The sequence below is a fragment of the Luteibacter sp. NPDC031894 genome (assembly GCF_050273135.1).
GTDB lineage: Bacteria > Pseudomonadota > Gammaproteobacteria > Xanthomonadales > Rhodanobacteraceae > Luteibacter.
The window spans coordinates 75192-87853 of record NZ_JBNNMV010000009.1; the positions used below are offsets into that span (position 1 = coordinate 75192).

Here is a 12662-nt window from a genome sequence, read left to right on the forward strand (position 1 = left end):
CGTGTGGACACCTCTCCGGTTGCTTGCGGCCGGGTGGCTCGCGTTCGCGAGCGCCGCGCATGCCAGCGACAGCCGAGACCGCGACATCGCGCAGTTCTACCACACGGCCTGGACCGTGCGGGAAGGCGCGCCCGGGCAAGTCACGGCGCTCGCGCAGACGGCGGACGGCTACCTGTGGCTGGGTACGCAGACGGGGCTGTATCGATTCGATGGTGTGCGCTTCGAACGCTATCGGCCGCGCGAAGGTGGCGATTTCCTGGCGTCCAGTGTGGCCTCGCTGTACGCGCCGCCTTCCGGCGGCCTGTGGATCGGCTTCCGCTATGGCGTTGCGAGCTTCGTCGATGGCGGTCGCGCCACGCATTATTCCTCCGCCTCCGGCCTGCCCACGGGAACGGTGTATGCCATCGGCGGCACGCCGGACGGGCGGATCTGGGCCGCCACGTTCAACGGCCTGGTGTCGTTCGATCATGGACGGTGGCATCCCGTGCAGCAGGCTATGGGCCTGCCGGGCGAGCGCGCGCGAAACCTCTCGGTAGATCGCGAAGGCCGTCTCTGGGTGGCGACCGAGCGTGCGCTGGCGTGGCTGCCGCCGGGCGGGAAGACGTTCGAGGTCGCTACGCGTGCCGTCGGCAGGATCAACCGCATCGCCGAGGCGGGCGATGGTTCGATCTGGGTCGCCGAAGCGGATGGTGGCGTGCGTCCTGCATGGACAGGGAAGGGCGCGGCCGAGGCGGCGGGACCGGTGCTCAGGCTCTCATCGGCGGGACTCCTCTTCGACCGGGACGGCGCGCTGTGGATGCCGACACTCGGCGACGGCATCCGGCGCGTTACGTGGGCGACCTGGCGGGCATGGCGATCGGCCCCGAGGGGAAGGAGGCGCAGCGTTTCGTCGAGCGCGACGGGCTCAGTTCGGATTACGCCAGCGCGGTGATCCAGGATCGCGAGGGGAGTATCTGGGTGGGCGGAAGCAGGGGCCTCGATCGTTTTCGCGTGAGTCGCCTCCTGCCGGCGATGACGTCGCCGGGAGCCACCGACTTTGCGATGGTCGCCGCGCCAGGTCACGGGGTGTGGGTCGGCACCAAGAACCGCCCGCTGGCCCGCGTCGAGGCGACGGGAACGATGTCCACGACGCTGGTCCAGCCGATCACGGCGGCAAGCCGCGATGCCGACGGCGCGTGGCTCGCCGGACCCGATGGCATCTGGCGATTGCACGACGGCGCCCCGGAACCGTATGCGTCGCTGCCGTATCCCGACTACTCGGGGGTGCAGGCCGTGACCGGTGACGGGGAAGGTGGCGCCTGGGTCTCGATCAACCGGCCCGGCATCTTCCACTTCACCGAAGGCGGCTGGGAGCACGACGCCTTGCCCGCGTTCGCCAACGATCCGTCGCCCTTGGTGTTGAAGAACGATCGCCACGGCCGGTTATGGATGGGCTTCGCGCGGAACGCCCTCCTGGTTCGCAAAGGATCGGAGGACACGCGTTTCGGCACGGCGGAAGGGCTGGCGGTGGGGAACGTCACGGCGCTGCTCGAGGATGGCGACGCGATGTGGGTCGGCGGCGAACTCGGTATTGGCGTCGTCGTCGGTGGTCGTGCCCATATGGTCGCCACCCAGGGCGAACCGATGCGGGGCGTATCCGGTCTTGTCCGCGATCACCAGGGCGACTTCTGGGCGAACGCGGCCCAGGGCATCGCCCGGGTCCGTGGCGCCGACATGGCGCGTGCGTTGGAGGATCCCTCCTATCGGCCGTCCGTCGCCTGGTTCGATTCGCTCGATGGCCTGCCGGGTACCCCGGCGCAGTTCCGGCCGTTGCCGACGGCGGTCGTGGCGGACGACGGGCGGCTCTGGTTCGCCACCACCAGCGGCATCGTGTCGATCGACCCAGCGGATATCCCCCGCAACCGCCTCCCGCCGCCCGTGTCGATCCGAACCGTCTCCACCGACGCGGGCACATGGCCGGCCGGGTCATCGGTAAGCCTTCCCGCAGGGATCGAACGGCTCCGCATCGCCTTCACCTCCACCAGCCTGACCATGCCGGAGCGGGTGCGTTTTCGTTACCGCATGGAAGGACTCGATACCCGCTGGCGCGATGCCGGCGGCGATCGAGAGGCGGTCTACACCGACCCGCCGCCGGGTACCTACGTCTTCCGCGTGACGGCGACGAACGAGGATGGCGTCGCGAACACGGAGGGCGCGGCGATCACGGTGACGGTGGCGCGGGCGTTCTACCAGATGCCTTGGTTCTTCCTGCTCTGCCTCGTGCTGGTGGCGGTGCTGATCTGGGTAGCTTCCTGATCCGCCTCCGTCGCATCGCTTCGCAGCTGCGCGCGCGCTTGCAGGAGCGTCATGCCGAGCGCGAACGGATCGCGAGGGAACTGCATGACACGTTGCTGCAGAGCATCCAGGGCCTCACGATGCGCTTCCAGGCGATCGCCAACCGCGTGCCGCCGGAGGAGCCGCTGCGCGCCGCCATGGAAAGCGCGCTCGACCGCGCCGACGAAGCCCTGGTCGAGGCGCGCGACCGCGTGCGCGACCTGCGCACGCACGGGCACGGGTCCGTGCATCTCGACGTGGCGTTGCGCTCCCTTGCCGAGTCCTACGCGGCGGAGCACACCGTACCGGCCGTGGCGGTCGCCGTCCACGCCGACCTTCGCGACCTCAGTGCGCTGGTTCGCGACGAGCTGTTCGGCATCGCGCGCGAAGCCTTGCACAACGCCGCCAGCCACGCCGACGCCAGCCGCATCGACATCGACCTTCGCGTGGAGGGCTGCGACCTGGTGCTGAGCGTACGAGACGACGGGCGCGGCATCGATGGCGCCGTGTTGCGCGATGGCCGCGACGGACATTGGGGCCTGCGCGGCATCCGCGAGCGCGCCGCATCCGTGGGCGGTACCGCCTCCATCGTGTCGCGCGACGAGGGCGGCACCGAGGTATTGGCGCGCGTGCCATTGGAACGCGCGTTCCCGGGCCACCACACACCTTTCGGTCGCTGGTGGCGCCGGGCGCGCAACGCGCTCCGCTAGCGGTAGCAGCCGTTCGCGAACTGTCCCTTGGCCACAGGACAAAGGATGGCGGCGAAGCCGCCATTCACCGGCACGTCGAACGACAGCGAACCATCCGCCGTGACATTCTGCGCAGAGCGCACGACATCGCCGCGACCGACGCCGTCGCGCACGATGTCCGCATGCCACGGACCGACGCCGAGCGACGCCAGGGGCACGGTGAGCCGACGGGCCGGTCCGGCGGCGATGGCCCCGATGAACCAGCGATCGCCGCTGCGGCGTGCGAAAACGGCGTCCTGTCCTGGCGTTCCCGCGATGAGCTTCGTCTCGTCCCAGACGGTCGGCACCTGGTCGATGAAGGCGAGCGCCTGGGGGCGCTTCTCATACGCTTCCGGACGATCGGCGAGATGCGTCCATCCGGATTCGAACACGATCGGCAAGGCCACCTCGTGCGCGATCGAGGCTTCCATCTTTCCGGCATCGAGGGCGACGGGTGTGTAATCCATCGAACCCACGACGTTACGCGTGAACGGCTGGATCGTGTTCCCGACGACGGGCGGATCGTTCTCCGCGCCACGCACGCCTTCCATCGTCATGAGGTGCGGCCAGGTGCGCGCGAGCCCGTGCGGGATCGTGGCGCCGTGGAAGTTCACCATGAGGTGCAGGCGCGCGGTGTCGGCCAGCGTGGCGTCGTACCAGCGGTAGCGCGCCTGCGAGTCGGATTCCATGAAGTCGATCTTCACGCCCTTCACGCCCCAGCCCTTCACCTTCGTCAGTCCCGCCATGCGCTTGGCTGGCGTGTCTAGCTTCGACCAGTGGAACCAGAGGAGGATGTCGACGTGCTTTGCCTTCGCGTAACGCACGAGGTCCGGCACCCAGCTGTCGTTCCAACCCTCGTCCACCAGCACGTACGGGATGCGGTTGCGCGACGCGAAATCGACGTACGCCTTCTGCCGCTCGGCATTCGAAGGACTTTCATGTTCGCTCAGCCACGACCAGGCCACCTTCCCGGGCCGGATCCATGACGTATCGGTGAAGTGCGCGGGATCGGCAAGGTCGTCCACGAGGGTGGATTCGGTCACGGTAGCGAGGTCGCCGGCGATCACCGTGCGCCAGGGCGTGACACCATTGCTGTCGACGCGCGGGTCGGCGAGCGTCAGCGCATACGTTCCGCTGTTCGTTGCATGCGTGAGCCGGCTGCCGTCGTAGCGGCCGTCCGCGTTGGCTTCGGTGATCAGGACGTAGTTATCGCCGACGCGGAACAGCGATGGGTAGCCGAAGTCGCCCGTTGCGGCGGCGCCCGCGGTGGTCTCGATGCGCTCTTTTTCGTACTGCGGGTTATACGGAAGCAACCAGGCCTTCGCGTTGGGCGACAGCGCAAAGGCGGTAGCCTCGCCGGTAACCGTCGCCTGGGTCACGCCGGGGAGTTCGTAGCGAAAGGCGACGCCGTCGTTGGCGATACGCACCACGACGTCGAGCTTCTGACCCTTGGCGTTCTGCAATGCGTAACGCGTTTCGGAGAGATTGGCGCTGCGGTCGAGGCGCTTGCCCACCGTCATGCGATACCGCTCCGTGAGCTGGCGATGGCTGGTCGCCACCAGCTTCAAGTCGTGGGTGAGGTCGGCATCCGTCGTACGCAGGCCAAGCGTTTCGTCCACGAGGGCAAGCCCGTGCGGATCCGTGATGCTGAGCACCGGTCGACCGCCGTCACGAAAGACGAGAGTGGCGAGCGGCGGCGCGGCAAGGGCCGGAACGCTCACGAAAGCGGCGAGCACGGCGGCGAGACGGCAGGGAAGGTGCGAACGTCGTACGTGTTTCATCCAGGGTTTCCTGTCGGCGGCGTCGCGACAAGGTACCATCCGCGGCGATGGAATCCCTCTCCTCCACCGTGGCTTTCCTCGAACAGGAGGTCGGCTGGCAGCATCCGTCGGCGTTCCTCTGGCGCGCGGAAGCCGCGGATCGCCTCGACCTTCTGCTGCTCGGTGCGAGCGATCCGGAGGTACGGGCGCGTGCGCTCGTCCTCCTCGACGCGATGGAGGCGATCGATGGCGAAGGCTTCGCCGTGCTGCGCGACGCGATTCGGCGGGGCGAAGGACGCGCGGCGTTCGCATCGTGGCTGGATGTCGGTTCCCCCACCGGGCAGCACTACGACGTGCTCGACCATGTGCTCGCTGGTGTACTGGCGATCGATGAGCCCGATGTGGAACAACCGGCACCGCCGCCCGAGATGGTTTTCTACCAGCCGACGCCCGCGCGCCACATCATCGACGGCATCCACCGAGCGGGTATCGCCGGCAGCGACGTCGTCATGGACCTCGGCGCGGGACTGGGCCACGTGCCGATCCTGGTGCACGTCCTCACCGGCGCGCGCACGCTCGGTGTCGAACGCGAACCCGCCTATGTCGCGCGGGCGATGGAGGCAGTGAGCGGCCTTGGCCTGCACGGTGTGCACGTCGCCGTCGGCGATGCCCGTGACGCCGACCTGTCGGAGGCGGACGTCTTTTATCTTTTCACGCCCTTCATCGGTACCGTGCTGCGAGACGTCGTGGCGAAGATCGAGCGCGAGGCCCGCCAGCGCCACGTGCGCGTGGTTACCCTCGGACCCTGCTCGCGCACGTTCGCAAGGATGCCTTGGTTGCACAGCGACGACCCCGATCCGTCGACGCCCGAGCGTATCGTCGTGTTCCGTTCGAAACCCGGCGTTCCTTGAAGCGGATCACATCTTCGCGTACGCCCGTACCGGGAACGTACCCATCCCGCGCACCTTGGGTGGTACGGCCGTAAAGCGGAAACCTTCGGCAGGCACCGGGGCGAGTCCTGTCAGGTGTTCGACGATGGGGATGCCCGCGTCGAGCAACACCGAATGGACCGGTCGCATGCCGGTCGAGACATCGTCGATGTTGTAGGAATCGATGCCGACGACCAAGGCGCCCTTGTCGCGCAGCCATTTGGCGGCCGCTTCGGTGAGGAAGGGGTGCCCCTCGAAATAAGCATCCGTGCCCCAGTGGCGATCCCAGCCGGTCTGCACGAGCACGGCCTTCCCGGATACGTCCAGCGGCGCGAAAGCGTGCCAGTCGATGGCGGAGCCGTGCATGCCTTCCACGCGCACGACGATGCCGGGCACGTCGGCGACGCGCTCCAGGGCCAGACCCGCTAGGTCGTGGCCGTCGGCATAGCGATGGAACGGCGTGTCGATGTACGTGCCGGTGTTGGCCACCATGTCGATCCGCCCGATCTGGAACTCGGTACCCTCGGCATAGATGCCGCGCGACCGCTCGCGCGTGAGGTGGTCGCACACCAACGGCGCGGGAAGACCTTTGTACGTGATCATCCCGTCCACGATGTCGTGGCTCAGGTCGTAGACAGCGCTACCCGCCGCCACGATCTGTTCGGCCGCCTCAGCGCGCTTGTGCCGTTCCTCGACGATGCGCTTGTTGACGATGCGCACCGAGCCGACCATCAGGAGGCGCATGTCATCCACGATGTGCGCCGCCAAGGCGTCGTCGTCGATGTCGTCGCCCTGGATGTCCAGGCGGAAGCCCTGGCCCTGGATGCCGCCGCCGTTACTGAACTCGATCTCGAAATCGAAACACACGCGCTTGTCGGCCATGGGAACCTCGGGGGTGGGGCCCATAGCATCGCGCATGCGACCGCCCCGGTGCAGGCCCGCGGCGGTCGTCGAGGGGACGTTTCACGCCACCCGGGATGTCACCAACGGCCGCGACCGAAATGCCCGGTGCCACCGCCGACGGAGATGCTGACCCCACCCGTCGGGTGGTCGCAGCTGCCGAAAGCCTGGCTGAGGCTGACCGTGCCCGCCTGGTAGCTGCCACTGCCGCCGTGGCTCGCGCTCACCACCCCAGTGGTGACGCTGCCGTGGACCTGCGGCTTGTTATAGGTGGCGTCGTCGCAGCGGGGCACGTCATCGGCGACGTCGACGCCCTGCATGCGGCCGCTGGTGTCGCCGTAGTAGGTCCCCGGCGGGTCCTTGGGACGGGAGGGCGTCACGGCGACGCTTTCACCGCTTTTCGTCACCGTCGGTACCGCGGTGCCGGTCGCGCCAGAAGCGGGAGCGGCCGCCGTGCTGGACGGGGCCGGCACGTAATTCGGCGGCAGCTTCAGGTTGAGCGGCTTGTCCTGGGCCGCGGCGGCCGAGGCGAGGAGGGTGGCGGCAAGGGCGAGAAAGATTTTCATGGGACGCTCCGGGTTCATGCCTTCGAACGCTCGAGGGCGCGTCCGGTGTACCGGCCTTGGATCACCGGAGAGCCTTCCGAGTTCCCGGCCGCTTCCCACCTTACTCCGCGAGGGCCTCGTCTGCGTCCTCGGGCAGGGCTTCGCCAAGCCGGGCGCGCAAGGTGTCGATCTCCCGGCGGAGGTTGCGGTTCTCCGCCTCCAGATCCGCGACCTGCTCGCGCAGCGCCTTCACCTCGTCCGTGGGTTTCTCGCGAGGCTTGCGCTTCGATTCCCGGACCCGCTTCGCCGCTTCCTTGAGTTGGGCATCGCCGGCGCTGGCCGCGGCGCGCTGCTCGTCTTCCGGCAAGGTGGCGACGGCCGCCGCGGCGCTGATCGACAAGGTGCCCGACTTCACGGCCGCGACGACCTCGGGAGCGGCCTCCTTGCGGATCTTCTCGATCATGCCGACCTGGTTACTGCTGATCCTCGCCTCCCGGGCGATGTCCTTGCGGCTCTCCGTCGCCACGGTGCGTGGCGCCTTGGCGGGCGCGGGCTGCGCGCCGGTGGCGTCGAAGGGGAGGGCGGGAGCCCCCTCGCCCTGTTCGGCCTCGCGCGCGCGCCGTTCCGCCAGGATCTCGCGCTTGCGAAGGGCCAGCACGCCACGTTGGAAGTCCGACACGCTGCGTCGGCCCAGGTGCTGTTCGATCATCCAGAGGTGCACGTCGTCGAGGGACTGGAATCGCTCGTTCTGTACGGTCTTGAAGGGAATGTCGTGCTTGCGGCAGATGCCGTAGCGGTTGTGCCCGTCCACCAGCGTGTCTCCCCACAGCACCAGTGCGTCGCGGCAACCCTCGGTGAGCAGGCTCCGCTCGAGCGATTCGTACTCGTCCGGCGTGAGCGGATCGATGTAGGCCTTGAGTTCTTCGTTGATGACGATGTGCATGGAGGGGCGGGTAGGGACGTCGGCGGCGGCGGGGCGGGCATTCTAGTGCCTGGGGGCGGGCCGTGCAGGGCTTCCGGCATAGGCAGCGTTCCCAATCCCGTGCGAGGCTTGGGCGAGGCGGCCCGCAGGGCCGCGTCCGGGGAGGGCAGGATGGTCAGTCGTCGCGAGTTCGTGCAGGCCTTACCGATGGGCGCACTTTCCCTGGCCGCCGCCGGCACGCCTTGGACGCCGGTGCGCGCGGCCGCCCCGCCACCGAAGGCGGTCCCGTCCGACAGGATCGTGTCGCTCCGGGGCGACAGCCTCTTCACCAAGCCTGGCGAGTATCCGGCGAAGCTGGCGCGGGTCGTCGGGGACGGCAAGGGCGTCGTCGATCTCTACCTCGCCGAGGGCGCGGTCGCCGCGCTCGAGGCTAAATTCGCGGCGTTGCTGGGGAAGGAGGATGCCGCGTTCATGCCGACAGGGACGATGGCGAACCAGATCGCCATTCGCCTGCTCAGCGGCGACCGCTCGCGCGTCCTCCTGCAGAAGGAAAGCCATGTCTACCGCGACGAGGCGGACGCCGTCGCCGTGATGAGTTCGATCAATCCTGTTCCCGTGGAGGGCGGGGCATCGGACGCCTTGTACGAAGGCATCGCCGCCGCCTTTGCCCAGAGCGCGGAGAAGCCGTATCCGGTCGACGTCGGTGCCGTGTCCATCGAGAGTCCGGTGCGCCGCCTGGACGGGGCGGCGGTATCGCAGGAAACGGTGGCGAAAATCGGCGCACTGGCCCGGAGCAAGGGGGCGGGAACTCACCTGGACGGTGCACGCCTGCTCCTGATGTACGGCAGCAAGGACTTCGACGTGAAGCGATACTGCGCACCCTTCGATTCGGTGTATGTCTCGCTCTACAAGTACCTCGGCGCACCCTTCGGCGCCGTGCTCGCCGGCAGCAAGGACTTCGTTGCGAAGGCGCGCCAGGCGCGTCACGTCTTCGGCGGCGCGATCTTCCACGGCTGGATGGCGGCGGCCGTTGCGGAGGAAACGCTCGACGGGTTCGGCGAACGATGGAGTCGTGTGCGCGCGGCCGGCGAGAAGCTCCTCGACCTGCTCGCTGCCACGCCGGGCATCGCGGTGCGTCGCGTGCCGAATGGCACCAATATCGCTTTCCTTACGCTCGACGAGCACGTGGCCAACGGACTGAAGGAGCGGCTGGCGAAGATCGACGTCGTCACCGGCGACGTCATCGACGGCGGTTTGCCGCTGACATTCAACGAAACGATCCTGCGCAAGCCCGTGGAAGTCATCGCGAGGGCCTTCGCGCCGTCGACATCGGCATGAGGTGGCGCCCATGAACCGCATGTACACCGTCGTCCTTGTCGTGCTTGCGCTCCCGTTCGCGACGAGGGCGCAGGAGAGGCCGGAATCCTACCGATCGGCTGCCGTTGAGCCGTGGCGGCCCGCGGGCGTGTCCAGCGAGCTATTCGAATCGCATGCCGCATTCGATCCCCGTGGCAGCGACATGTACTTCGTGCGCAGCGATAAGTCGTTTGCGGGGTGGCGGATACTCACCACGCATTGCGAGGGTGCTCATTGGTCGACGCCGAAACCTCCTTCGTTCGCGGGGAAAGGGCTGGAGGCGGACCCGTGGTTCACCCCCGACGGTGCCCACCTGTATTACATATCGACCCGCGCCAATGGCGGCATGCGGAGTAAGGACCTCGACATCTGGCGCGTCGATCGCGGCATCGACGGACGCTGGCGCAAGCCTCTCCGGCTACCGGCGCCGGTGAATTCGGACGAGGCCGAGTGGTTTCCTCGCCTTGGTCCCGACGGTTGGTTGTACTTCGGTTCGAACCGCCCGGGCGGCGCGGGGAAGAACGATATCTGGCGTGCACGCGAGGACGCGGGCGGCAAATGGATCGTCGAGAACGCGGGGCCTGGCTTGAACACGGCGCGTAACGAATACGAGGCACTGCCTTCGCCCGACGGTTCGACCATGGTCCTGGCCGCCGACGGCGGCTACTTCCTATCGCAGAGGACGAACGACGCCTGGTCGCCTCGGGTGCGATTGGGCGCGGAGATCAACGTCAACGGTTCCGAGATCGGCGCGCTGTTCTCCCCGAGCGGCGAGTCGATGCTGTTCTCGCGGGATACCGGCGAAGCGCGCTCCGGCGAGTTCTTCGTCTGGCACCGTGACGGCGAGGAAGATTGGCCGCCACGCTGCGGAACTACCTCGTCCTGAAGTGGAATGCGGCGCTATCTTGCGACCGGCGCGGCTGGTGCGACTTCCCTCACCAGGCGCATCGACCAAGGGCACCAGCGCGAGCCGGGAAGGAACGCCCCGCCGACGAGGCTGAGATTGTCCTCGATCTCGAAAGGCGTCGCATCGCACGCTTCCGTATCCAGGCCTTCCGTCAGCCGGACTGTCGAAGGCACAAGGTGGAACGGCCACTCGGCGTTATAGTCCATGCGGCTCGTCACGATGCGGCCCGTGATGCGCTGGTTGCGCGGCGGAATGTCACCAGCATTCACCACGATGTCGCGCAGCGTGGCGATGGTGTCGGTATCGCTGACGCCAAACACGAATTCGTGCGCCGCTGTACGCACGCCGCCCGTGGAAACCAGGGAGAAGTACGCCGTTTCCGCCGCGGTGTCGAAGGAGGAGAGGCCAAGGACGAGCGCGGCCTGCGCGATGACGCTCCCTTTCATGATGTTTCTGCGTTTCAACGTGGTGTCCTGCTGCCAAAGTGCGCGAACGGTCTCAGCACCGGTCACCACTGTCAAAGCACTCGCCTCGTCGCGGCATTCGACCGGTGCCGCGACGAAACCCCGGCAATCCAGACGCTGAGAAGAATCGTGGCGCGTTCCTAGACCAGCGACATGCCTCCGTCGACATGCAGGTCGACCCCGTTGACGAAGCCACTCTCGTCGGACGCAAGGAAAAGTGCGGCGCGGGCCAGTTCGTCGACGTCTCCCAGGCGCCCCGCGGGAATGCGCTCCGCCATCGCGGCGAGGAACGCCGGTCGGTCGGCGGGCGCGATGCCGAGCTTTTCCAGGATGGACGTGTCGACCGGCCCGGGGCTGAGCACGTTCACGCGAATGCGTCGCGGCCGGAACTCCAGTGCCCAGTTGCGTGCGAAGGCGCCGATGGCGGCTTTCGATCCGGCGTAGACGGCATGTCCGTCCAGCACCCTGGTGGCTGCGAGTGAACTGGTAAGGATGATGGTGCCCCCGTCCCGGAGGGTGGGCGCGATGGCTTGCACGCCGAAGAACACGGCACGCGCGTTCACGGCGAATTGCGCGTCGTACTCGGCTGGCGTTACGTCGACAGAAGGCTTTATCGTGATGACACCCGCATTGGCCATGTAGATGTCGAGGGCGCCGAAGCGCTCGCGGACCAGCCGGGCGGCCGCGGCATGGTGTTCGAGATCGGCGACGTCACCCTGGATGCCGACCGCACCATGCCCGATCCTGCGGACGGCTTCGTCGAGCACGTCCTGGCGGCGTGCGCTGACGATGACTTGGGCGCCTTCGGCAGCGAACAGTTCGGCGGAGGCGAGGCCGATGCCACTATTGCCCCCGGTGATAAGGGCTGTCTTGCCTTGCAAGCGTTTCATGCAATATCCAGTGCTGTATGGGTTGGGCATGATATGGATCGCCGTTTCCCGACCCGCAGTCCTCGGGATGGCATTTCACCTGTGCCTTGGAGTCCAAGATGGGCAGCCTGCTGAACCAGTCGGCGAGTCTCGTCGCCTTCGTCCGCGCGGTGGAGGCGGGGTCGTTCAGCGCCGCGGCGCGCAACGCCGGCACGACGCCGTCGGCCATCTCGAAAGGCATCGCGCGCCTGGAGGCCGAACTCGGGATAAAGCTCTTTCGCCGCTCCACCCGGACCCTCAGTCTCACACCGGACGGCCGCGCTTTTTTCGACCGCGTCGCCCCCTTGCTCCGCGACATCGAGGAGTCGGCGGACGCCATCCGACCAACGAACGGCACGAGTGGCCGGCTGCGGGTGAGCATGCCGAGCGATCTCGGGCGCTTGTTGATGCCACGGATCGCGACGGGCTTCCTCACCCTGCACCCGGACCTGGAGCTCGACCTCATCCTCATGGACCGCCAGGTAGACGTGATCGGCGAGGGCTACGACGTGGTCTTCCGCGTGGGTGAACCGGTGGAGAGCGAACTGAAAACCCGCGTCCTCGCCCGATTGGAGATGGCTCTCGTCGCGGCTCCCTCGTTCCTCGACGAACAGGGGCATCCCGAGACATTGGATGAACTCCGGGCGCTGCCGTTCGTCCGGTACCTGTGGCGCGGACGGTCGCTCCCCGTAACCTTCGCCGACGGCAGCACGATCGTTCCACAGGGACGCATGGGGCTCGATACAGGCTTCGGTCTGCGCACCGCTGCACTCAACGGGATGGGCGTGGCTTACCTGATGAAGTGCACCGTGCAGGAAGACCTGGATCGGGGGGACCTCGTGCAGGTCATGACGCATCTTCGGCTGCCGTTGCGCCCGCTTAATGCCATGCATGCCTTCGGTCGCCTGCCACCCGCGCGGGTGCGCCTGT

At 67.6% G+C, this 12662-nt stretch carries 13 protein-coding genes; 7 read left to right on the plus strand and 6 right to left on the minus strand.

What is annotated here, in order from left to right:
- Position 1 precedes the first annotated feature (1 nt).
- From ACQKIE_RS17960 to ACQKIE_RS17970, 3 genes are read left to right on the plus strand one after another with little or no spacing between them, the layout of a single operon-like run.
- The gene (locus ACQKIE_RS17960; protein ID WP_427461684.1) at positions 2–931 is read left to right on the plus strand and encodes a ligand-binding sensor domain-containing protein; all 930 of its coding nucleotides are present in this window, start codon (positions 2–4) and stop codon (positions 929–931) included.
- Entirely contained in the window at positions 832–2295 is a 1464-nt protein-coding gene (locus ACQKIE_RS17965; RefSeq protein ID WP_427461686.1) for a ligand-binding sensor domain-containing protein, read from the plus strand. Before ACQKIE_RS17960 ends, ACQKIE_RS17965 begins: the two co-directional genes overlap by 100 nt.
- A 38-nt stretch (positions 2296–2333) precedes the next feature.
- The gene (locus tag ACQKIE_RS17970; protein WP_427461688.1) at positions 2334–3023 is read left to right on the plus strand and encodes a sensor histidine kinase; all 690 of its coding nucleotides are present in this window, start codon (positions 2334–2336) and stop codon (positions 3021–3023) included.
- On the opposite strand, the gene ACQKIE_RS17975 is transcribed toward ACQKIE_RS17970, so the two are convergent.
- Positions 3020–4822, minus strand: coding sequence for a glycoside hydrolase family 97 catalytic domain-containing protein (locus tag ACQKIE_RS17975; protein ID WP_427461690.1), 1803 nt, complete (start codon positions 4820–4822; stop codon positions 3020–3022). The genes ACQKIE_RS17970 and ACQKIE_RS17975 overlap by 4 nt on opposite strands.
- Before the next feature lie 47 nt (positions 4823–4869).
- On the opposite strand from ACQKIE_RS17975, the gene ACQKIE_RS17980 reads away from it, so the two are divergent.
- Entirely contained in the window at positions 4870–5712 is an 843-nt protein-coding gene (locus ACQKIE_RS17980; protein WP_427461692.1) for a class I SAM-dependent methyltransferase, read from the plus strand.
- A gap of 6 nt (positions 5713–5718) precedes the next feature.
- On the opposite strand, the gene ACQKIE_RS17985 is transcribed toward ACQKIE_RS17980, so the two are convergent.
- From ACQKIE_RS17985 to ACQKIE_RS17995, 3 genes are all read right to left on the minus strand, one after another.
- Positions 5719–6612, minus strand: a complete 894-nt coding sequence (locus ACQKIE_RS17985; RefSeq protein WP_427461694.1) for a cyclase family protein — start codon at positions 6610–6612, stop codon at positions 5719–5721.
- A 98-nt stretch (positions 6613–6710) separates the two neighbouring features.
- Positions 6711–7196 (minus strand): hypothetical protein, encoded by a 486-nt coding sequence (locus ACQKIE_RS17990; protein ID WP_427461696.1) that lies wholly within the window; start codon positions 7194–7196, stop codon positions 6711–6713.
- A 100-nt stretch (positions 7197–7296) separates the two neighbouring features.
- Positions 7297–8118 (minus strand): plasmid replication/partition related protein, encoded by an 822-nt coding sequence (locus tag ACQKIE_RS17995; RefSeq protein WP_427461698.1) that lies wholly within the window; start codon positions 8116–8118, stop codon positions 7297–7299.
- A 150-nt stretch (positions 8119–8268) separates the two neighbouring features.
- On the opposite strand from ACQKIE_RS17995, the gene ACQKIE_RS18000 reads away from it, so the two are divergent.
- Both ACQKIE_RS18000 and ACQKIE_RS18005 read left to right on the plus strand, forming a co-directional pair.
- Entirely contained in the window at positions 8269–9435 is a 1167-nt protein-coding gene (locus ACQKIE_RS18000) for a threonine aldolase family protein (protein WP_427461700.1), read from the plus strand.
- Positions 9436–9445: 10 nt separating this feature from the next.
- Positions 9446–10339: a TolB family protein gene (locus tag ACQKIE_RS18005; protein ID WP_427461702.1), complete on the plus strand. Its 894-nt coding sequence runs from the start codon at positions 9446–9448 to the stop codon at positions 10337–10339.
- A 14-nt stretch (positions 10340–10353) separates the two neighbouring features.
- Here the strand turns inward: ACQKIE_RS18005 and ACQKIE_RS18010 are convergent, their stop codons facing one another.
- Together ACQKIE_RS18010 and ACQKIE_RS18015 are read right to left on the minus strand one after the other, a co-directional pair.
- Complete coding sequence (locus ACQKIE_RS18010) at positions 10354–10806, minus strand: hypothetical protein (RefSeq protein WP_427461704.1); 453 nt, start codon at positions 10804–10806, stop codon at positions 10354–10356.
- A 158-nt stretch (positions 10807–10964) separates the two neighbouring features.
- Positions 10965–11714: an SDR family NAD(P)-dependent oxidoreductase gene (locus tag ACQKIE_RS18015; RefSeq protein ID WP_427461706.1), complete on the minus strand. Its 750-nt coding sequence runs from the start codon at positions 11712–11714 to the stop codon at positions 10965–10967.
- 98 nt (positions 11715–11812) lie between these two features.
- Between ACQKIE_RS18015 and ACQKIE_RS18020 the strand changes: the two genes are divergently transcribed.
- The coding region (locus tag ACQKIE_RS18020; protein ID WP_427461708.1) for a LysR family transcriptional regulator at positions 11813–12662 on the plus strand (850 nt) is incomplete at its 3' end.

Coding starts and splice junctions, on each gene's coding strand:
- ACQKIE_RS17975 (WP_427461690.1), bottom strand. CDS start 4,822: ATGAAACACGTACGACGTTCGCACCTTCCCTGCCGTCTCGCCGCCGTG.
- ACQKIE_RS17985 (WP_427461694.1), bottom strand. CDS start 6,612: ATGGCCGACAAGCGCGTGTGTTTCGATTTCGAGATCGAGTTCAGTAAC.
- ACQKIE_RS17980 (WP_427461692.1), top strand. CDS start 4,870: ATGGAATCCCTCTCCTCCACCGTGGCTTTCCTCGAACAGGAGGTCGGC.
- ACQKIE_RS18015 (WP_427461706.1), bottom strand. CDS start 11,714: ATGAAACGCTTGCAAGGCAAGACAGCCCTTATCACCGGGGGCAATAGT.
- ACQKIE_RS18000 (WP_427461700.1), top strand. CDS start 8,269: ATGGTCAGTCGTCGCGAGTTCGTGCAGGCCTTACCGATGGGCGCACTT.
- ACQKIE_RS18005 (WP_427461702.1), top strand. CDS start 9,446: ATGAACCGCATGTACACCGTCGTCCTTGTCGTGCTTGCGCTCCCGTTC.
- ACQKIE_RS18010 (WP_427461704.1), bottom strand. CDS start 10,806: ATGAAAGGGAGCGTCATCGCGCAGGCCGCGCTCGTCCTTGGCCTCTCC.
- ACQKIE_RS17995 (WP_427461698.1), bottom strand. CDS start 8,118: ATGCACATCGTCATCAACGAAGAACTCAAGGCCTACATCGATCCGCTC.
- ACQKIE_RS17990 (WP_427461696.1), bottom strand. CDS start 7,196: ATGAAAATCTTTCTCGCCCTTGCCGCCACCCTCCTCGCCTCGGCCGCC.